The following is a 20,031-nucleotide window of genomic DNA, read 5'->3' as shown; positions in this document are numbered from 1 at the left end:
GCTCAGCCATTGCCTTCCTCTCGGTTCCGGTGCCCATCCGACGAGTCGCTCGGACTTGCCGGCCGGGCCCGGATGATCTCGGCCCGGGCCACGGACCGGTTGCGACGCGCCACGCTGTCGAGCCAGCCCTTGATTGCAGGGGCCAGAGGGGCGACCACGGACAAGAGTGCAGCAGCGAGCTCCACCGTCCAACCTCCCTTGCGATGTGGGCCGTTGGCGCCCGGGAGGCGCGTGGCCGTTCACAGAAGAGAGGTACGGGCACGCCGTTCTCATGACATGCCGTCCAAGATCTTTCAATCGTGTCGTCAGCCGTCGGTGCGGACGAAGACGGGCTTGAGGTGGTTCTCGGGGAGTGCGTCGGGGAGTTGCTCCCAGTCGAGGACGTGGGAGACGACCCGGGCGGGGTCGACCTGGCCGGAGCGGGCGAGGTCGAGGGCGTCGGGGATGTGGGCGCGGACGTTGTCGCGGGCGATGCGCAGTGTGACGCCGGTGAGGTACATGTCGAGCAGGGGCAGTTCGCCGGGACGGAAGTGGTTGCCGGCGGACTCGCAGATCCCTTCCGGGGCAAGGGACTTGACGGTGAGGGCGAGCTGGTCGACGCGGCCGGTGGCCTCGACGGCGAGGTCGAAGCCATGCCGTACGGGCTCGATCGCCTCGGCCGTACGGGCGCCGTAGCTCTCGGCGATCCGGCGGTGTTCGGGGTCCGGGTCGACGTAGAGGACGTCGGAGGCGCCGAGTGCGCGGGCGATGTCGCACACGTACAGGCCGATGCTGCCGCGGGCGACGACCAGGACCCGGGCCCCGGGCCTGCTCTTCAGATGGGGTGCGACCAGGCGCCAGGACAGGGACCAGTTGTCGCTGGCCGAGGCCATGGCGACCGGGTCGAGGCCCGCGGGCAGGGGTACGAGCATGGCGTCCGCGAAGGGCACGCGGACCAGGTCGGAGAAGAGACCGCCCCAGCTTCCGCCGATCGGTGCGCCGTACATGGCCATGTGCGGTACGGCCGTGCAGTGGGCGGTGAGTCCGGCGCGGCAGTTGTCGCAACTGCCGCAGTTGATGGACCAGGGGACGACCACCAGGTCACCGGGGGCTACGGCGGTCACCGCGTCGCCGGTCTCGACGACCCTGGCCACGCATTCATGGCCGAGGGCGAAGGGAGGGTCGATGAAGCCGTGGCCCGCCAGGATCATCGAGTCCACGTCGCAGGAGGTGGCCGCAACCGGGGCGACGATCGCCTCCTGGTCGGACTGGAGCTTGGGGTCGGGCGCCTCGCGCCACTCGACGGTGCGCTTCGCGACGTAGGTCAGTTCACGCATCGGCTCGGGGCCCCTTCGCCAGTGCCACCAGGTCGGCGTAGCGGATGACCGAGCCGCCGGCGCCCCAAGTGCCCTCAGGCTGCTCGTGCACCAGCACCCACACCCTCAGCGCGTCGTTCGGGGAGAGTCCGGCGGCGTCGAGCACGGTCTTCGTCACGTCCTCGACCAGGCCCGCCTTGCGGCGCTCGGACAGGGCGCCCTGCGGAACAGTGACGTCCACCAGGAAGCGCGGCTCGTCGTCCTCGGCGGTGGTCCCCGCCCCCTCGGGCAGCTCGATCAGGTAGCTCCACGCCTGGGCTCGGAAGAACGCCGTGTCGGGCGCTCCCTCCCAGCGCAGAAGTACGGCGGCAAGGTCGCTCTGGACGCTCGCGCGTCCCCCTTCGGTGAGCGAACCGGCCGGAACGGTGAGCCGGATCATCGGCATGACGGAGTCTCCCTCGTCCCCTTGGGCTGTCCACACAGCCGCTCTATAACGGTCGTTATAACGGGAGGTCACGCTAGACTATGACGAGCGTTATAGCCAGAGGAGAGCACGGCCTTGACCAAACCCAGCGCGCCGTCGCGCGAGCGCATCGTGGCCGGTGCCGCCGACATGATCAGCAGGCGCGGCCTGAACGGCACCAGCATCCGTGACCTGGCCAAACACGCCAAAGCACCGCTCGGCTCGACGTACCACTACTTCCCCGAGGGCAAGCAGCAACTGGCCACCGAGGCGGTGCGGTACGCGGATGCGGCAGTCGCCCGCATCCTGCGCAAGGAGCTGGACGCGGGCCCGGTCGCCGGGCTGCACGCCTTCCTCGCCCTGTGGCGCGGCATCGTCCTCGCGAGCGACTTCCGCGCCGGCTGCCCCGTGCTGGCCGTCGCCGTCGAGGAGCCGCCGGCCGACGAGACCCCGCCCGCTCTCGTCGCCGCCACCGAGGCGTTCGACCGCTGGGAGGAGCTGCTCGCCGAGGCGCTGCGCGAGCACGGCGCCGCCCCCGACCGGGCTCCCGGGCTCGCGACCCTCATCGTGGCATCCGTCGAAGGCGCCATCGCCATGTGCCGTGCCAAGCGCAGCATGAAACCCCTGGACCAGGTCGCACAGCAGCTCGAAGCCCTGATCGTCAGCGCGCTGGACCGGTCGGCGTGACAGGCGTCCCGGCCTGAGGACTTCGGGACGCCCGCCCGGACTCAGGTCCTGACCGCCGTAGGGATCTCCTTGCCCTTTCACGGCTCGCTCCCGGGCGTCTCGCTGCGATCACGCCCGCAGACGCAAGCCTCCGGCCGGGAGAAGGCGTCGCAACATCGGCTTCTGTTGCTCGACGGCCACGGCAACTACCGCTCCCCGGGATTCTCGGCAGGCTCGGCTTTGCGACCGTCGGCGGCCAGCAACGCGAGCACGGCGAGTACGGCGAGGAGGATGAGCACCAGCAGCAGCACGGTCAGCACCGTGGGGTGGTTCCAGAGCGCGAACACCAGCGCAAGGACGAGCAGCACCCCGATGGTGAGCCACCGCCGGTGGGCGTCCACCCAGGTTCCGGCCTTTCCGGTGCGCACTCCGTGAGCGCCGCCCCAGCGCGCGACGGAGTCGGCCGTACGCTCGGCTGTTCCGCGCACGGCGCGCGGCAGGCGGCCCGTACCGGACAGATAGGCGCCGATGGCCACCACGACCCCGAGGACGAGTGCGGTGCGACGTCGGATGGCTCGGGCGGCGTACTCATGACACTCCCGGGGTGGGCTGCGGTGAGACTGCCGGCTGCCACCACTAGGCACTCAGGGTAGTGATACACGCACTCCGAGTAGCGCTTCCGGAGTATGAGACGCCCTGTGGGCGGGGGACGAAGAACACCCTCTGATGGCGCGGGAGCAGAACCACAACCTCCGCAAGGCACCGGCCGTCCGTGTCAGTCGGCGGGTTCCACCTCGCCCGGCCGCCACGTCTTGTCGAAGAACGGCTGCTCGGGGCTGTAGAAGCGCAGGATGCCGAGCCAGGGCACGACGCCGCGAAGGCCACCACCCCCGACCTGCGCGAGGCCCAGGACGCACCGGAAGGCGCCGGGAAACAGCACAGCGGTCCGCGACGCCTGCGCTGAGCCGGGCGGGATCTGCCGTCGCGCTCCGCCAGAGCCGCTTCCCGTCGCCGCACGCCCTGAGGTGCACAACACGCCCTACAGGTCGAGAGTGGAAGTAACCCGATCAGCCGAACAGGTACCCCGGTTGTGAGGAGCCGTGCGACATCAGGGAGCCGGCAATGACGACTCATGTGAGCGGGGCGCGCTCGGGTGCGGCAGTGCGGATTCCCGCGAAAACCGGCATCGGGAGCGGCTGGGTCGTCTTCGCCGCCGGCCACACTTAGGAGGCATTCGACATGGCCACTGCATCTGAAACTCCTGTCCTGGACACCCTCGCCGCCATGACGGTCGACTCGATCGAGCGATGCGGGCTGGCCCCGGACATGCTCATACTCACGCGTATCGCGGCACTGGCCGCCTCGGACGCCCCGCCGATCTCCTACGTTGCCCATATCGACCCCGCCCTCCAAACCGGCCTGACCGCCGAGCAGTTGCAGGATGTCCTGGTCGCCATCGCGCCCATCGTGGGCACGGCCCGCGTCATGACGGCAGCAGGCAACATCGCCACGGCACTCGGCATCGCCATCGCCGTCGCCGATGCGGAGATCGAGTCCCAGGGCTGAGAGCGGACGCCCACCCGGCGGCCGCAGGATCAGGCAGGAGGGTCCTCGATGGCCCAGAACGCGACCACGGCGATGCGCGCGGCACTCCGCGGCACGCCCGAGGAACGCGCGGCTCTCGGAAAGGAGGCGCGGCGCCGCTCGCCCCGGTCGGGTCACGCCGAGTACAAGCCGTCTCCGGACCGGCCGGACCCGCTGGCGATCCTGGAGGCGCAGTCCGCGGCAAGGCTGCCCGAACTCGTCCCGATCCGCTACGGACGGATGATGGAAGCCCCGTTCCGCTTCTACCGGGGCGCCGCCGCGATCATGGCGTCCGACCTGGCCGACAGCCCGGCCTCGGGACTCACGGCCCAGCTGTGCGGGGACGCGCACATGCTGAACTTCCGTCTACTCGCCTCGCCCGAGAGACAGTTGATGTTCGACATCAACGACTTCGACGAGACACTGCCGGGTCCCTGGGAGTGGGACGTCAAACGGCTGTCGGCGAGTCTCGTCATCGCGGGCCGGGCCAACGGCTTCGACGACTCCGAGCGCGCCCGCATCGTGAGTTCCACGGTCCGTTCGTACCGCGAGGCGATGATCCGCTTCGCGGGCACGGGCAACCTCGACGTCTGGTACGCGAAGATCGACGCGGGCCTCCTCGAGTCCCTCGCCGGCGGCGGACTCCACGGAACGAAGCGCGGTCGGGAGAACCTGACCCGCGCCATGGAGAAGGCCCGCACCCGCGACAGCCTGCAGGCCTTCGACAAGCTCACCGAGACGGTCGACGGCCGGCCCAGGATCGCGGCGGACCCCCCGCTGCTCACCCCGGCGGGCGACCTGCTGCCGGACGTCGAACGCAACGCGCTGGAGCGGCAGTTCCGCGGACTGATCGAGCGGTACGGCCGCACTCTCGCTTCCGACCGGCGCACGCTCCTGGAGGACTACCGGCTGGCGGACGTCGCCCGCAAGGTGGTCGGCGTCGGCAGCGTCGGCACCCGCTGCTGGATCTTCCTCCTCCTCGGCCGGGACGGCCAGGACCCGCTCTTCCTCCAGGCCAAGGAGGCCGACACCTCCGTGCTCGCCGAACACGTCGGCGCCAGCCAGTACCGCAACCAGGGCGAACGCGTGGTCGCGGGCCAGCGGTTGATGCAGGCCACGAGCGACATCTTCCTCGGCTGGGAACGCGTGGACGGGATGGACGGCAGGCAACGCGACTTCTACATCCGCCAGTTGCGTGACTGGAAGGGCATCGCCATGCCGGAAAGGATGCGGCCGAAGGACATGCAGGCGTTCGGCGAACTGTGCGGGGTCACGCTGGCCCGTGCGCACGCCCGGTCCGGCGACCGGATCGCGATCGCCGCGTACCTGGGCAACGGCGACCCGTTCGACCGAGCACTCGCCACATTCGCGGAGACATACGCCGACCAGAACGAGCGCGACCACCAGGCCCTGGTCGACGCGGTGCACGCGGGCCGGCTACACGCGGAGGAACTGCCGGCGACCTGACCCGGACGAGGACGCCCGGCGCTCGCCCTGCCCGTCGGGCCCGCGTCGGGCCGGCGCAGGCGGAACCCGACCTGGCATCCCGCCTCCGCAAGCAGCTCGTTCGCAGTACGCAATCTCATGCTGCACGCCGCGAAGCCCGAGTTCGTACCGGGCTGTGGACAGGCATTCGCGTCCTGGTGAGGGTGGCTCCGCGTACCAGGAGCCGCGAAGGAGCAAATGCCTCATGTGTGAATCCTCGATCGAGTGCACAGGCGCGTCAGCGTCGGCGTCGGCGTCGGCGTCGACAACTCGTAGGACCCTGCTCGGCGCGGTGGCCGCGTCCGCCGCGGCTGTCACCGTGCCGCTGCTGAGCCGGGAGGCAGCGGCGGCTGCGAACTCGGACGCCTCCTCCGATACGAGGCTGTCGCTCACCCTCCTCGGCACCAACTCCGGGCCGCCGCCGCTCGCGGCCCGGTACGGGATCTCGCAGGCGCTGGTGGTCAACGGCCGGACGTACGTGGTCGATTGCGGGCGGGGCGCGGTGAGCCAGTACATGCGTGCCGGGCTGTCGATGCCCTCACTGGCGGCCATCTTCCTCACCCACCTGCACGCCGACCATGTCGTCGACTACTACGCCTTCCCGATGCTCGCGGCCGGCGCCGCCGGCGCGCAGGGCTTCCGGAGTCCGATCGACGTGTACGGTCCCGGCCCGGCAGGCATCGCTTCCACCGTCGCCGGAGCCCCCGGGCCCGTTCCCGGCACCGTCGACATGACCAGGCTGGCAGGACAGGCGTACGCCGCCGCCCCCACCTTCTTCATGACCGAGCACATCGGTATCGACCCGGCTTCCCTGCTACGGGTGCACGACGTACTTCCGCCTGCGGGCACCGGCGCCTCCGCCACGAACACCGCCCCCGTGATGGCGCCGTTCACGGTCATGGAGAACGACGATGTGAAGGTCACCGCCGTGCTGGTCCCGCACGGCGCGGTCTACCCCGCCTACGCGTACCGTTTCGACACCGATCACGGCAGCGTCGTCTTCTCCGGCGACACGACCCCGACGCCGAACGTCATCGGGCTCGCCCGGGGCGCCGACGTCCTGGTGCACGAAGCCCTCCACCCCGACGGGCTCGCGGCCCTCGGCCTGCCGCAGTACCTCATCGACCACATCCTGGCCACACACACCGACGTGTCCGAACTCGGGCGGATCGCCGCCGAGTCCGGGGTGCGGACACTGGTCGCCACCCACCTCAGTCCCGGAAATCCGGCCGCCACCTCGGACGCCACCTGGCGCCGGCTCCTGCGCGACAGCGCGCGCCGCGCCGACTTCGGTGGCCGGATGATCCTGGGCGAGGACCTGATGCGCGTACCGGTGGGGCGAAGCAACACTCGCGGCCGCTGAACCGCCCGGCCCCAGTTGCTGGAGGTCAGCCGCCGATCCGCTCGTCGAGGAAGCCCGTGATCGTGCCCATGACCTTCTGGGTCGACCAGGGGATGCCCGCCTCGGGGTCGCCGAGGAAGGACATGTCGCCGTGGTTGGCGCCCTTGACCACGTACCTGGTCGCGTCGACGCCCTTGGCCTTGAGGGCGTCGGCGAGGATGAGCGACTGGCCGGGGGAAATGATGTGGTCGTTGTCGCCCTGGAGCAGGATGAACGGCGCGGTCCTGGAGTTGCTGTAACTCGCCGGGTTCGCGGCCGCGTTGGCCGCCGCGTCACTGGTGACGGTCTTCTTGGAGCCCGGCCCGAAGACGTACGCGTTGACGAAGCTGCCCGGGGCGTTGTACGCCTTCTGCGTCGCCGCGTCGAGGTCGTCGGCGATCTTCGACAGGTCACCCGCCCCGAACTCGTCGACGACGGCCTGCACTTCGCTGCTCTGGTCGAGGTTGTCACCGATGTCGAACTGCTTGTCGCCGTTGGTGGTGCCCGCCATGGCCGCGAGGTATCCGCCCGCGGACTGGCCCCAGACGGCGACCTTGGTGCCGTCGATGCCGTACTCGTCGGCGTGCGCGCGGAGATAGCGGATGGCCGACTTCACGTCGGCGACCCCGTCCTTGTAGGTCGCGCCGTTGCCGATCGTGCGGTATTCGATGCTCGCCACGGCGTAGCCCTGCTCGGCGACATAGGTGCGCTGCGCGAGGTTCGCCGTCTTGTCGTCCGTGACGAAGCCGCCGCCGGTGATGTACACGACCAGGGGCTTCGCCCCGGAGTCCTTCGGCACCTGGAGGTCCAGCTTGAGGTCGGTCTTCTTCCCGCCCGTGGTCGGCGAGGAGTAGACGATGTCCTTGTGGCTCGTGAGGTCGACCTGCCCGCACTGGATCGCCGGTCCCGTCGGATCGATGACCGTGCTGGTGCTGGTGTCCGTGGCCTTCACCGTCTTGGAGATCTGGATCGCCGCTCCCGACGATGTTCCACCGCCCTCGGGGGCCGCGGTCGACGTGGATTCCTTGGGGCAGGCGCCGAGCGCCGACGACGAGGAAGAGCTGGAACCCGTGCTGCTCGAACCCGAGGAGCAGGCGGTGAGCAGCAGCCCCAGGGCAACGGCTCCGGTGACAGTGACGGCGAGGCGGCTCCGAATGGCCATGACTCGCTCCTTCCGTGTATTCAATGTGCAGCAGCAAGGAAACGGATATCGGATATCCGCTTCACTCGGAGTCTAGCAACTAAGTGGATAGATCGCATCCACTTACTGTCTGCGGTGCACATGCCTCACTCGGGTGCGCGGCTACCATGAGTCAGCCCGATCTCCCACTGCCCGCTGCCACGGAGCGAAGCCATGACCGCCGACAAGCCCCGGCAGCCGCCCCTGCGCAAGGACGCGGAGCGCAACCGCCGGCTGATCCTGGCGGCGGCACGGGAGGTCTTCCGCGATCGCGGGGTCGCTGCGACGCTCAATGACGTCGCCCATCACGCGCATCTGGGCGTCGGCACGGTGTACCGGCGCTTCGCCAACAAGGAGGAGCTCGTCGACGCGCTCTTCGGCGACATGGTCGACACCGTCGACCGATACCTCACCGAGGCACTGGCCGAGGAGGATGCCTGGCTGGGGCTGACGCGCTGCTTGGAACAGGTCTGCGAAGTCCAGTCCTTCGACCGGGGCCTGCGCGAGGTCATGCTGGGCACCGGGCATGGGCCGGCCCGGCAGGCACAGATACACGGGCGCTTGAATCCCGCCGTGCAGCGGCTGCTGGCGCGGGCGCAGGAGCAGGGCAAGCTCCGCGCCGACGTGGTCCCCTCCGACTTCCCGGTCCTGCAGCTGATGACCGCCGCGGTCAGCGAGTTCGACGCGGGATCCGATGCCTGGCGCCGCTACCTCGCCATCCTCATCGACGGCCTTCGGGCCAGGCCGGACGTCGACACACTTCCCCCTGGAATCGCCGACGTGGAAGGCGTCGACCAGGCCCTCGTCGACGCCAGCGCACACGACGCGCGATCCCGTCAGAACCAGAACCCGGACCGGGACCAGGACCAGGACCAGGACCAGGGCCCGAACCAGAATCAGCGGGTCTGAGGCGATGCCGCCTTCGGGCGGCTCTTCCTACCGCGGCGCATCAGCGGCTCCTCCACCAGGACGTACGACAGCAGGGCCATGACGACGGTCAGCACCAGCGTCGCCGCCAGTCGCCCCTCCTCCACACCGAGGGAGGCCAGCAGCCGCACGACCGGGTAGTGCCACAGATACATCCCGTAGCTGAGGTTGCGGCCGACCCAGGCCAGCGGGGCCACCGCCAGCAGCCGGGACAGCCGTCCGTCCTGCCGCAGTTCGAGCCCCGCCACCAGCGTGGCGGACACCACCGCCACCGCCAGGAATCCGACGGTGTACCAGACCGGCGTCCACCAGCCCACGTGGCCGGTGATCGGCACGTACCGGGCGATCAGCAGCAGCGTGCCGAGGGCGGGCAGGGCCAGCCGTCCGGCCCACGTACGCAGCCACCGCAGCCGGGGATCGTCCGCGCGCAGCCGGGCCAGGACCACCGCCACGAGGGCGCCGGCGAGCAGCTGGTCGGCGCGGGTGTCCGTGCCGTTGTAGATGCGGTGGGCCGCGTCGGGGTTCCACAGCACCCACCGCCACAGCACCGGCAGCGCGCACAGGACCGCCGTGCAGATCAGCACCGTGCGGGCGCGCAGCCACCTCAGCAGGACCAGCAACAGGAGCGGCCAGAGGAAGTAGAACTGCTCCTCGACGCCGAGCGACCAGGTGTGGCCCAGCGGTCCGGTCAGGTCGGAGTAGGTCCCGGGCTGCGCGGCCCGCACGATGTTCACCACGAACAGCGCCGCCAGTCCGGCGGCCGTCCACGAGCTGTCGAAGGACCACAGCGAGGTGGTGAGCTCAAGGACCGCACACACCGCGCAGACCACGAGCAGGGCGGGGACCAGTCGCAGCCAGCGGCGCCGGTAGAAGCCCAGGAGGTCGAGGCCGCCTGTGCGGGCGTACTCGGCGAGCAGCAGTCGGGTGATGACGAAGCCGCTGATGGTGAAGAACACATCCACCGCGACGGAGCCGCCCGGCAGCAGGCCCGACTCCACGTGGTAGACGATGACCATCAGCACCGCCAGGGTCCGCAGGCCGTCCAGCCCGCCCACCCGGCCGCTGCGCGCGGCCGCCGACGGGAAGCCCCCGCCCGAAATGCCTCTTCTCGAGGACTCCGGCGCAGGTGAATGCCCTGCGGAATGCCCCGGGGAATCCTCCTTCACCTCCCCTTCCCGGTCTCCGGTCGTCACTTGCCCGCTCGGTGCCCTGCCCATGAAGAGGATCGCCTTCCGCCTGCCCACTGCGTCGCCCGGAACAATTCGGTGTACTCAGCAACCTGTAGGTCCACAAACCGTAGAAGTGCTCGACTACCCGATTGCGCGGTGGGCAAAAGTACGGCCGACGGGTCGGTCGAGACTCCCGGGTACCGATCCGACCGCGCGCGACTGTGCCCCCTCTTCACGTCTCCTGTGTTCCCACTGTGAAAGGGGTGACGATGGACGGGAGGGCAGCAGGACAGCTCAGTCGGCGTCCGCCCGCTGGGCCTGGGGCTGGGTCTCGGACTGGGCCTGGGACTGGGCCTGCCAGGACGCGGGGGTCGTCCGTTCCTTGGCCAGCGCCCTGGCGATCTTGCGGGCCAGGAGCGGGTCGGCCGGGAGCACGTGGGAGGCGAACCAGCGGGCGGCCGACGGGTCGGGGGACGGTTCGACGAACTCCGCGCCCGCGTAGTCGTCGAGCGGGGGGTCGTAGACGTATCCGGAGACCACGCCGTGGCTCACCAGGCGGTCTATGAGGGCGTCGCGGTCGTGTACCAGGAGCGGCGCCCGGAAGAGCGGGAGAGGGCCGGTGTCCGCCACCCGGTCGCGGAGTGCCGGGGAGGCCCAGGGGGTGCCCGCGAGGAGCGAGACACCGGCGTCGCGCCGGGTGAGGTTGCCGTCGAGAGCCGCCATCCGCAGCTCCAACTGCCCGCGCACCAGGGCTCCGTGGCGGGATCGGAAGCCGTGCAGGTCGACGCGTACCCAGGGTTCGTACGCGGCGAGGCTCGGGGCCTCACGCGTGCATTCGGAGAGCTGCGGCGCGCGCAGGGCCATGCGGTAGTCGTCGCGCTCCAGCAGTCCGAGGCGCTGCAGCGTCCGCCAGACAGGACGCACCAGGTGGAGGCCGCGTACCGTCGAACGTGCCAGCGGCCGGAGTGTCGCGGTGAGGTCGTCGTGGAGGCGGCGCGGCGCGAGGAGTTCGTCGCGCAGGGTCTCCAACTCCCGCCGGGTGCGCGCGTCTTCGACGGCGAGGAAGCCGCCGGCCGTCGATGCCACGTGCTTGGACAGGCTGAACACCGCCGCCTTCCCGAACGTCCCGATCGGCTGCCCGTCCACTCGCGTGCCGATCGCGTGCGCCGCGTCCTCGAACAGGGGTATCCCCAACTTCTCGCAGCGCAGGCGCAGTTCCGCGACCCGGTCGGGCATCCCGTACAGGTTGGTGGTCAGGACGGCGTCCACGTTCCGCCAGGTCGACTCGGGTACGGCGGCAGGGTCGATGTTGCCGTCCCATGCGGACACCGGGGCCGTCACAGGGCGCAGCCCGGCCGCGAGGACGACGAAGAGGATCACGTCGTCGTTCACCGGCGACATCAGCACCCGTGCGCCCGGCCTGCACCAGCGTCGCAGCGCCAGGTACAGAGCCAGCCGTGCCGAGGGCGTGTAGACGCATTCGCGTCCGAGCCTCCGTGACATCGTCGCGGCAAGCCGCGATCCGTACGACGTCGTCATCGTCACCTCTTCCGTTGCTTTGGGCAGGGCGGGCCTCGCCGCGGCATTTCGGCGGGGCGTGAGGTGGGGGGAGAGGTGGGGGAGAGGTAGCCGGGGGGGGGGCGGAATCCCGCTCAGCGCGGGCGGGGTTCCGCTCCGGCGGAGCCCGGGCGGCCCGAGGTGCGCAGCGTGCCGGCCGTCTTCAGCAGGCGGTCGGCCGGTTCCCGCAGTGTGGGGTGGGCCAGGACCGTGTTCCGCAGGCCGCGCACGGGTCTGCGCCACAGTCGGTGCGCCGCCGCCACGGGGCTGGGGCGGGTAGCGAACCCTTCGCCGACGCGCAGCTCGCGGGTCTTGAGCCAGTCCTTGTACTCCTTGTCGCCACGCCCCATGTCCATGAGCCGCACGCCCTGCCGGCCGGCCGCCTCGGCCATCCGGAGGTGCATGATCAACCCGGGCGAGTAGTAGCGGAGTTCGGGGTCGTACGTCGTGAACCAGGCCGCGAACACCGTGCGCGAGGTCGGGCCGAAGTGCGCGGCCACCGGCCGGTCACCGGCGTACACCACGGACAGCACGCCGGTGAAGTGCTCCTCGCGGACGTGGAACAGATGGTCCACCAGGTCCACGATCCACGGCCGCGCGAACCGGTCCATCCGTCCCGTCCTGCGGTACTGGGCGGACTTCCACTCCATGAGCTGATGCAGCATCTTCGGGTCACGCTCGTCGTAGACGAACCGCATCTCGCCCAGGTCGCGGCCCAGGCGGCGTTCCTTCTTCAGCGTCGTCTTGGCCAGCCCCGGGTAGGCGCCGCGCAGCCATTCCGCGTAGCTGCCGTCGCCGACCTTGAGGTCGAGGACCGGTGAGGCGAACGTCCCCGTGACGTATCTGCCGAAAGGTCTCTGCTCCTCGACGAGGTGGTCGAACTCGAAAACGGAAAGACCGCAGGCCTTCAGCAGTTGCTGGGGGTCCCAGGTGACCCCGGGACGGTGCACCAGGGCCTGGCAGTCGGAGAGTCCGAGGCCGATGGCCCGGCCGACGCCGAAGGCGTTGCGTTCGTACGGGAAGAAGCCGACGGCCTCCCCGTTCTGGTGGAGGACCGCCACCCGCGCCCCGCTGCGGTGTCTGCCGATCCCGGCCGCGAACTCCGGTGCCAGGAACGGGTTGGCGTAGTCCGGTGACTCGTCCATCGCCCGGTGCCAGTCCTGGCACAGCGAGGTGCTCAGCTCTTCCGGTCTGTGGATCGTGATTGCCGTATCAGAAGATCGCATAGACGATCGCTCCCCCAATTCCCCCATGACGCCCAACTCCCCTTTGACGCCCAGCTCCCCCATGAGGCGCACTCCGCGTCCGTCCCACCACATCCTTGCCCCAGGGGCTCAAACGTCGCGAAAGGTACGCACACTGTCAAGGGTGCCTGTCGTAACGGAAGTGTGCGGATCGGATGTCGCGGTCGTCCTCTCCCAAGAAGTCACTTCCGTCTCGCACAGGGAGTCGCTTTCGCCCCTTTCAGAAAGTCACTTCCTTCGCGTCCGCGGTCCCCCCGGTCCGTCCGGGCGCCGCCTGCTCCTGCCAGTAGAGATTGGTGTGCGCGATGACCTGATCCGGAGGCGGTGCGCCGTACGCGGTGAGGTCCTCCGTCGTGTGGGCGTCGGCGACCAGCGTCACGTCGTACCCCCGGACGAAGGCGCCGTGGATGGTCGAGCGGATGCACATGTCGGTCTGGGCGCCCGCGACGACGAGCCGGCCCACACCGCGCTCGGCGAGCAGCGCTTCCAGTTCGGTGCCCTCGAAGGAGTCGCCGTAGTTCTTGTGGACGAGGGGTTCCGTGTCGCGGCGCACCAGCTCCGGCACGTACTGCCAGCTCTCGCTGTCCCGTTCGAGGTGGTCGTCGAATTGCTGCACCCAGACCACGGGCACCTGCTCCGCGCGGGCCCTGTCGACCAGGGTGTTGATGTTCGCGATCACGCGGTCTCGGTCGTGGGCGTCCGCCATCGGCCCGTTCTGGACGTCGATGACGAGGAGCGCGGCGTTCGGCCGGTCGTGCAGGGTCGTCATAGGAACCTCCCACTCACCACACTAGGCCGCACCACTGACAGCGGCACAGGGTCGCGCGGACGGCCGTACGCGACCGCCGATTCCCGCCGGAGCCTTGGCGTTCCACCTGGCCGCACTGTGCGCTTCCTGTGAGTTCCCTGATTCTCATTCTTCCCTCAGAGCGCGCTCACCGATGCCCCAGACGGGGGCCGGATGGTCGCCGCTATGAACGAAACGAACGCAGGAGGCGTCCGGCGGCGGTCGGTCGAGATCGTGGTGCCGGTTCACAACGAGGCTCACGTCCTCGACGACAGCGTCAACCGTCTCCACGCCTATCTCGAGAGCTCCTTCCCGTTCCCGTTCCGGATCACCGTCGCGGACAACGCGAGTACGGACGGCACTTGGCAGGTGGCCGTCGGCCTGACGCACCGGCTTCCCCATGTGCACGCCGTCCGCCTTGACGCCAAGGGGCGTGGCCGGGCCCTGAAGTACGTGTGGAGCCGGTCGGCGGCCGATGTGGTCGCGTACATGGACGTCGATCTGTCCACGGGGCTCGACGCGTTCCTGCCGCTCGTCGCACCCCTGCTGTCCGGTCACAGCGACATCGCCATCGGCAGCCGGCTGCACCGGCAGGCCGACGTGGTGCGCGGGCCGAAGCGGGAGTTCATCTCGCGGTCCTACAACCTGCTGCTGAAGCTGGGGCTCGCCGCCCGCTTCTCCGACGCGCAGTGCGGCTTCAAGGCCGTACGCACCGATGTCTTCCGGGCGCTCGCCCCGCACATCGAGGACAACGCCTGGTTCTTCGACACCGAACTGCTGGTGCTGGCCCAGCGCAACGGGCTGCGCGTCCACGAGGTGCCGGTCGACTGGGTCGACGATCCCGACAGCCGGGTCGACCTGGTGCGTACGGCCGTCGACGACCTCAAGGGCATGGCCCGGATGCTGAAGCGGACCGTGAACGGGCGCGCCAGGGTCGCCGCCGTACCGCGCCGGGTCGGACTCCCGCGGGTGCCGGGCGCGGTGCGTGAGAGCGCCGGCCGGACGCCGGATGCCTCCTCCAATGGCACACCAGCCACACCGCCCACATCAGCCGCGTCACCCCATGCCACACCGGCCGGCGCGGGCTCCCGATGAGCAGGCCCGGCAGAACCAGCAGACCCCGCAGAACCCGCAGAACCACCAAGCCCCACAGCTCCACTCCCAGCCGTCCCTCTCCCACCTTGGAGTGCCTGTCATGACGACCCTTGCCCCGCCGACCCGCGACGAAGGGGTCCGGCAGCACTCGCACCGGGCCGGGCCGCCCGCCGACGGCGGTATCAAGGCCCGCACCCGCAGGCTCTTCACCGGCCCGCCGGACGACCCGCGCTGGGCCAGGCCCACCCTGTGGGCGGTGCTGGTCCTGGCCGTCGGCCTGTACGCCTGGAACGTCTCGTCCATCACCGGCAACACCTTCTACAACGCCGCCGTCTACAGCGGCACCAAGAGCTGGAAGGCGTTCTTCTTCGGTGCCCTGGACTCGGGCAGCTTCATCACCGTCGACAAGCCGCCGTTCGCGCTGTGGGTGATGGGCATCTCGGCCCGCGTATTCGGCTTCGGGACCTGGCAGTTGGCGCTGCCGATGGTCGCGCTGGGCACGGGATCCGTGGCGCTGCTGTACCGGATGGTCAAGCGGGACTTCGGGGCGGTGGCGGGAACCGTCGCCGCACTCGCGCTCGCCCTGACCCCGATCACCGTCGCCATTACACGTGACACCAACCCGGACCCGGTCCTGGTCTTCCTGATGCTGCTCGGCGCGGCCGGGCTGATGAAGGCCGTGCGGGGCGGGCGGCTGATGCCGCTGGTGTGGTCGGCGGTCGCGATCGGGTTCGCGTTCAACACGAAGATGATGCAGGCGTACGTCGTCCTGCCGGTCTTCTTCCTCGTCTATCTCTGGGCCGCCAACGCCTCACTCGGCAGGCGGATCCGCAACCTCGCCGTCGCCACGGTCGCGCTCGTCGTCTCCAGCGCCTGGTGGATGGTGGTCGTCGACCTGTGGCCCGCGTCCTCGCGCCCCTACATCGGCGGCTCGACCGACAACACCGTCTGGGACCTCGTCATCGGCTACAACGGCTTCGGCCGTATCTTCGGGGCGAGTTCGTCCACAGGCTCGGCAGGGAACGGCGCAAGCTTCGGCGGCACCGCGTCCGTCTACCGCATGTTCAACGACATCATGGGCGGCCAGATCTCCTGGCTCATCCCCTTCGCCGCGATCGCCCTCGTCGGCGGGCTGGTGCTGCGCGGGCGGGCTCCGCGTACGGACGCCAAGCGCGCGGCGCTGATGCTGTGGGGCGGCTGGTTCGTCGTGCACTATCTGACCTTCGCCCTCGCCGAGGGCACCTTCCACCCGTACTACGTCACCGCCATGGCCCCGGGTATCGCGGCCCTGGCCGGTATCGGCGGCGTGATGCTGTACCGGGCGTTCCGTGAGGGCTCGGCGGCGAAGTGGGGCTGGGTCCTGCCGCTGGCCGTCGCGGTCAGCGCGGTCTGGGCGGTCGTCTTGCTCCAGCGGGTGTCGGGCTCCGGCGCCCTCTACACCGTCGCCGAGATCGTGGCCGGCGTCGCGGGCGCGGTCTCCGTACTCGGGCTGCTCGCCGGGCGGTTCCTGAAGCGGCAGCGGCTGCTGGGCTTCGCGGCGCTTGCGGCGGTGGTGGCCCTGCTGGCCGGTCCGGCGGCGTACTCGGTCTCTGCCGCCACGAGTGCTTCGAACAACGGCACCAATCCGACGGCCGGTCCGAGCACGGGCGGCGGTATGGGTGGCGGCGGAGGCGGTGGCATGGGCGGCGGTGCACCGTCCGGTACCGGCAGCCGGAGCGGCAGCGCACCGACCGGCACCGGCGGCCAGTCCATGGGCGAGCCCCCGGCGGGCGCCAACGGCTCGTCGTCCAGCGGTAGTTCGTCCACCGAGTCCGGCACCGAGGCCTCTGGCGCCGGATCCGGTACGCAGTCCAGCGGCGGCCAGATGGGCGGCGGAGCCGGCGGCGGCACTCAGGTCTCTTCCGAGATGATCACGTACCTGGAGAAGAACCAGGACGGCGCCACCTGGCTGCTGGCGGTGGCCACCGACCAGACCGCGGCCTCGATCATCCTGGAGTCCGGCGAGCCCGTCATCTCCATGGGCGGCTGGTCAGGCACCGACAACGCCATGACCCTCGCCAAGCTCAAGAGCCTGGTGAAGTCGGGTCAGTTGCACTACATCATCGTCAGCAGCGACGGCGGCCAGGGCACGAACTCGGAGATCACGGCGTGGGTCGAGGCGAACGGCACGGCCGTCAACTCCTCGGCGTACAGCTCCGGTTCCACCAGCTCGTCCACCGGCCTGTACCGCCTGGACGCGTCCGACGTCGGCTGAGCCGACCGTCCACCCATGTGGGGCGGGCCGCCGGAGATCCCCTTCCGGCGGCCCGCCCCTTTCAGTCGCCCCGCTCCTCAAGGATCCGGGCCGTGCGGGCATCGAGTTCGGTGCGGAAGCGCAGGGCGCGCTCGGCGTGGGCGAGGCGGTAGTCGTGTTCGAGGTGCTGCATGCGGTCGGTGGTGTCCAGTTTCGAGCGGTGGCGCTGCACCTCGTGCTCCATGGTGGCGCAGGCGTGCTGGACCTGGAGGTCGTCGGCGTGCAGTCGACGGCTCGCTTCGAAGCGGGCGGTGACCAGGCGGTCGTACGTCGTGGAACCGCTCATGAGTTTGGCCAGGATGGGCATGGCGTCGACGACGAGGAGCAGGAGATGCAGTACGAGGGCCACTGAGCCGGCGTACCAGTCGGACCAGGCGACGGCCTTGAGCGCGTGCGCCCTGGTGAGGATCCCGTCGTCGTCGAGGTCTGTCTCCCGCTGCCGCGTCTTGGCGTCGATGGCGCGCTGCAGAGCGGGCTGGTACGCGTCGGCGGCCGTGTCCTTCTTCCCGGCCAGGGTGTGGCCCGCCGCCACCAGCGCCGCCAGGTCGCTCTCGTACTTCTTGATCTCGCTGGTCGTGCGGTAGGCCGAGGAGTCCTCGCGGGCACGCTCGCACGTCTGGCTGACGTCGGCGTAGCCACCCCACCAGATCCACTTGTCCCGGGCGCACTCCCGCTGCTCGGTGGCCATCTTGCCGTTGAGGGTCTTGTTGATCCCGTCGACCTGGGTCCGCATGGCCTTCGTCCGGGCGGTGTTGCTCTTGATCTGTTCGCCCAGCTCGACCGGTGAGCCCGGCACCTTGAGCTGGTACTCCCCGCATTCGGGGCGGTCGGTGGTCCGCTCGCCGTCGGTGGGGTTGCAGGACACGAGCATGCCCCGGTAGTCCGCGACCTGCCGCTCGTTGCCGACGGCGATCTCCTGCCGGATCTCCCTGTCGAAGATCTGGAAGAGGAGCGGCTCGGCGATGAAGATGCCGAGGAGCACGGAGAGCGCGAGGCGGGGCAGCAGCACCCGTAGAGGGCTCTTGGCCGCCAGTGTGCCGTGGGTGCTGGACACCAGCCAGCTGTCCAGGGCGAGGATCAGCCAGAACCAGACCACGGCCACCACGATCACGGCGGGGAGCGGAAGGTCGGGCCGGATGGTGGCGAGCGCGACGGCCATGGAGACGCCGGCGAGCAGCGCGGTGTTGACGACGATGACGCCGTACCAGGTGTAGCGGGGGCGTTCCTCCGGCACCCAGTCCAGTACGTCCTCGCGGATGCCGATCACCCGGCGCAGCCGGACCGCGGGGCCCGTGTCGGAGCGCTCCGGGCGGAAGGGCACGGTCATCTCGGAGAGTGGAGCACGGTCGGCGGGGTGGACCGGCAGGTCAGTGGCCAATGTGCGCCTCCATGTCGCCGGTGCCGAGGTCGAGGTCGCTGTCGTCGCCGCTGTCCGGGTCCGGATCCGTCTCCTTGTCGCTCTCGTGATCCGCCTCGCCGTCGACCACGTCGGTGTCCGCGGGCCGCTTGTCGAGCCGTTCGGCCGACGCCTTCTGCGGCGCCGGAGCCTGGCCGAGTGCCTGGGGCCCGTACTGGGGGATCTCCCCCACGCTGTTGATGAAGGCGCCCGGGTCGACGATGGTGTTGTCGACCAGGCCGCGGTCGATGAGCCGCTTGCCGATGTCGTGGTTGACCACGAGCCGCCGCTCCGCCCACTCGCGCTGCTCCTGGCTCAGCCGCTGGGCGTCCTGTCGGCGCTCCTGGTGTTCGCGCAGCTTGTCGTCGCGCTCCTGCTCCCAGCGGCGGCTTTCCGCCTCCCGTCCGGCGGCATGTTCCTCGAGCCGGTCCGCGCGCTCCAACTCCTTGCGTTTGTCGTCCCGTTCGACCTGCCAGCGCTGATCGTCCCGTTCGAGGGTGGCCCGCCGCTCCAGGTATTCCTGCTCGAGCTTCGTCAGGGCGTCCGCCCGGTCGGCGCGGCGCGCCTCGGCCGCGCGCAGCCGGTCGGCGAGCGTGTCGGCGGAGATGTCCCCGTTACGGTAGGCGTTGAAGTCGGCGGCGATGGGGTCGTTGCCGATGAGCCTGAGGTCCTCGGTCATCTCGTTCCGGACGAACCCGTTCTGCCGCCCCTTCAGCATCAGCTCGTGTTCCTGGTCCTCGGCGCTGACGACGTGGTCGTACCGTGTGCGCAGCGTCTCGTACTCCTGGCGGTTGCGCTCCTTGCGCAGTGCCTCCTCCCGCCGGATCTCCTCGCGCTCCCGCTCCTTCTCGGCCAGCGCCAGGGCCCGTTCCCGCTCCAGCTGCTCCCGGAGGCGGTCTTTCTCCCGCGCGCGCCTGGCCTCCTCGACCTCGCGTACGTGAGCGGCGAGTTCCTCGGGCGACAGGACCTCCACCGCGCGGGGGTACGCCTTCAGACCCGAGAAGACATGCGGCCGCATCTCCTGGTACGCGGTCAGCCGCGCGTCGATACGGCGGCGCACGACGGCAGAGTCGACGATCGGCAGATCACCGCCCTGCTCGGTGAGGCCCGGGACCGCGCGGAGATAGTCCAGGAGCAGCGCCTCCACGTCGGTGACCCCGTCCCGTACGACCGTGCGCGCGTCCGCGACCGTGCAGTGGAAGGTCGTCCGCACGGTGAAGTCGCCCGCCTCCGCGGACGGGATGCGCATCTCCACGACGACGGGCACGCCGACGCTCCGGTCGACGACCGTGACCGAGCTCGCCGCGACCACCACCGGGTCGTCGGGCCGCAGCCCGCCGTGGTCCTCGATGTACTCCTCGCCGACCCTGAAGATCCGCACCTCGTGCGCGGCCAGCAGCGGCAGATCGTCCTCGCCCCTGACAGGGCGCTTGTGGAACCATCCGCCGCCTTGCTGCGGCCGCCCGTACTCCCGCTGTTCGACGAGCGGGTAACTCTCAGCCATGTGCG

General features: G+C 70.1%; 18 protein-coding genes. 7 read left to right on the top strand and 11 right to left on the bottom strand.

Annotated elements, in window-relative coordinates; all coding sequences use genetic code 11:
• Positions 1–305: 305 nt before the first annotated feature.
• Together OG246_RS12395 and OG246_RS12390 are read right to left on the bottom strand one after the other, a co-directional pair.
• Positions 306–1,316, bottom strand: coding sequence for a zinc-binding dehydrogenase (locus OG246_RS12395; protein ID WP_266460077.1), 1,011 nt, complete (start codon positions 1,314–1,316; stop codon positions 306–308).
• Positions 1,309–1,740, bottom strand: coding sequence for a tautomerase family protein (locus OG246_RS12390; RefSeq protein WP_266460074.1), 432 nt, complete (start codon positions 1,738–1,740; stop codon positions 1,309–1,311). The genes OG246_RS12395 and OG246_RS12390 overlap by 8 nt, the downstream gene beginning before the upstream one ends.
• 114 nt (positions 1,741–1,854) lie before the next feature.
• On the opposite strand from OG246_RS12390, the gene OG246_RS12385 reads away from it, so the two are divergent.
• Positions 1,855–2,445 carry a TetR/AcrR family transcriptional regulator gene (locus OG246_RS12385; protein WP_266460072.1) on the top strand — a complete coding sequence of 197 codons (591 nt, stop codon included), beginning with the start codon at positions 1,855–1,857 and terminating at the stop codon, positions 2,443–2,445.
• A 185-nt stretch (positions 2,446–2,630) separates the two neighbouring features.
• On the opposite strand, the gene OG246_RS12380 is transcribed toward OG246_RS12385, so the two are convergent.
• Together OG246_RS12380 and OG246_RS12375 are read right to left on the bottom strand one after the other, a co-directional pair.
• Complete coding sequence (locus OG246_RS12380) at positions 2,631–2,963, bottom strand: hypothetical protein (RefSeq protein ID WP_266460069.1); 333 nt, start codon at positions 2,961–2,963, stop codon at positions 2,631–2,633.
• A 236-nt stretch (positions 2,964–3,199) separates the two neighbouring features.
• A complete protein-coding gene (locus tag OG246_RS12375; protein ID WP_266460066.1) occupies positions 3,200–3,364 on the bottom strand; it encodes a hypothetical protein in 165 nt (54 codons plus the stop codon).
• A 299-nt stretch (positions 3,365–3,663) separates the two neighbouring features.
• Between OG246_RS12375 and OG246_RS12370 the strand changes: the two genes are divergently transcribed.
• From OG246_RS12370 to OG246_RS12360, 3 genes are all read left to right on the top strand, one after another.
• Positions 3,664–3,990, top strand: a complete 327-nt coding sequence (locus OG246_RS12370) for a carboxymuconolactone decarboxylase family protein (protein ID WP_266460064.1) — start codon at positions 3,664–3,666, stop codon at positions 3,988–3,990.
• 48 nt (positions 3,991–4,038) lie between these two features.
• Positions 4,039–5,475, top strand: coding sequence for a DUF2252 domain-containing protein (locus OG246_RS12365; protein ID WP_266460061.1), 1,437 nt, complete (start codon positions 4,039–4,041; stop codon positions 5,473–5,475).
• A gap of 223 nt (positions 5,476–5,698) precedes the next feature.
• Entirely contained in the window at positions 5,699–6,856 is a 1,158-nt protein-coding gene (locus tag OG246_RS12360; RefSeq protein WP_266460059.1) for an MBL fold metallo-hydrolase, read from the top strand.
• Between the two features lie 25 nt (positions 6,857–6,881).
• Here the strand turns inward: OG246_RS12360 and OG246_RS12355 are convergent, their stop codons facing one another.
• A complete protein-coding gene (locus tag OG246_RS12355) occupies positions 6,882–8,036 on the bottom strand; it encodes an alpha/beta hydrolase (RefSeq protein ID WP_266460057.1) in 1,155 nt (384 codons plus the stop codon).
• A gap of 192 nt (positions 8,037–8,228) precedes the next feature.
• Here OG246_RS12355 and OG246_RS12350 point away from each other — a divergent pair, with 192 nt between their 5' ends.
• Complete coding sequence (locus OG246_RS12350) at positions 8,229–8,963, top strand: TetR/AcrR family transcriptional regulator (RefSeq protein ID WP_266460055.1); 735 nt, start codon at positions 8,229–8,231, stop codon at positions 8,961–8,963.
• On the opposite strand, the gene OG246_RS12345 is transcribed toward OG246_RS12350, so the two are convergent.
• The 4 genes from OG246_RS12345 to OG246_RS12330 form a co-directional block, all read right to left on the bottom strand.
• Positions 8,951–10,036, bottom strand: coding sequence for an acyltransferase (locus OG246_RS12345; RefSeq protein WP_266460052.1), 1,086 nt, complete (start codon positions 10,034–10,036; stop codon positions 8,951–8,953). The two genes, OG246_RS12350 and OG246_RS12345, sit on opposite strands and share 13 nt — an antisense overlap.
• 408 nt (positions 10,037–10,444) lie before the next feature.
• A complete protein-coding gene (locus tag OG246_RS12340; protein WP_266460049.1) occupies positions 10,445–11,689 on the bottom strand; it encodes a DegT/DnrJ/EryC1/StrS family aminotransferase in 1,245 nt (414 codons plus the stop codon).
• A 113-nt stretch (positions 11,690–11,802) separates the two neighbouring features.
• Positions 11,803–12,933, bottom strand: a complete 1,131-nt coding sequence (locus OG246_RS12335; RefSeq protein WP_266460046.1) for a GNAT family N-acetyltransferase — start codon at positions 12,931–12,933, stop codon at positions 11,803–11,805.
• A 238-nt stretch (positions 12,934–13,171) separates the two neighbouring features.
• Positions 13,172–13,720: a cysteine hydrolase family protein gene (locus OG246_RS12330; protein WP_266460043.1), complete on the bottom strand. Its 549-nt coding sequence runs from the start codon at positions 13,718–13,720 to the stop codon at positions 13,172–13,174.
• Positions 13,721–13,924: 204 nt separating this feature from the next.
• On the opposite strand from OG246_RS12330, the gene OG246_RS12325 reads away from it, so the two are divergent.
• Both OG246_RS12325 and OG246_RS12320 read left to right on the top strand, forming a co-directional pair.
• A complete protein-coding gene (locus OG246_RS12325; protein ID WP_323178293.1) occupies positions 13,925–14,833 on the top strand; it encodes a dolichyl-phosphate beta-glucosyltransferase in 909 nt (302 codons plus the stop codon).
• A 100-nt stretch (positions 14,834–14,933) separates the two neighbouring features.
• Positions 14,934–17,087, top strand: coding sequence for a glycosyltransferase family 39 protein (locus tag OG246_RS12320; RefSeq protein ID WP_266460040.1), 2,154 nt, complete (start codon positions 14,934–14,936; stop codon positions 17,085–17,087).
• 61 nt (positions 17,088–17,148) lie between these two features.
• Here the strand turns inward: OG246_RS12320 and OG246_RS12315 are convergent, their stop codons facing one another.
• Positions 17,149–18,504 (bottom strand): DUF4407 domain-containing protein, encoded by a 1,356-nt coding sequence (locus tag OG246_RS12315; protein ID WP_266460038.1) that lies wholly within the window; start codon positions 18,502–18,504, stop codon positions 17,149–17,151.
• The gene (locus tag OG246_RS12310) at positions 18,494–20,026 is read right to left on the bottom strand and encodes an OmpH family outer membrane protein (RefSeq protein WP_266460037.1); all 1,533 of its coding nucleotides are present in this window, start codon (positions 20,024–20,026) and stop codon (positions 18,494–18,496) included. Before OG246_RS12310 ends, OG246_RS12315 begins: the two co-directional genes overlap by 11 nt.
• Positions 20,027–20,031: the final 5 nt, after the last annotated feature.

Origin of the sequence: Streptomyces sp. NBC_00620, assembly GCF_026341825.1 — a bacterium.
GTDB lineage: Bacteria > Actinomycetota > Actinomycetes > Streptomycetales > Streptomycetaceae > Streptomyces.
The sequence above is the reverse complement of the archived record's forward strand: the minus strand, read 5'-3'. Positions and strand labels throughout refer to the sequence as shown.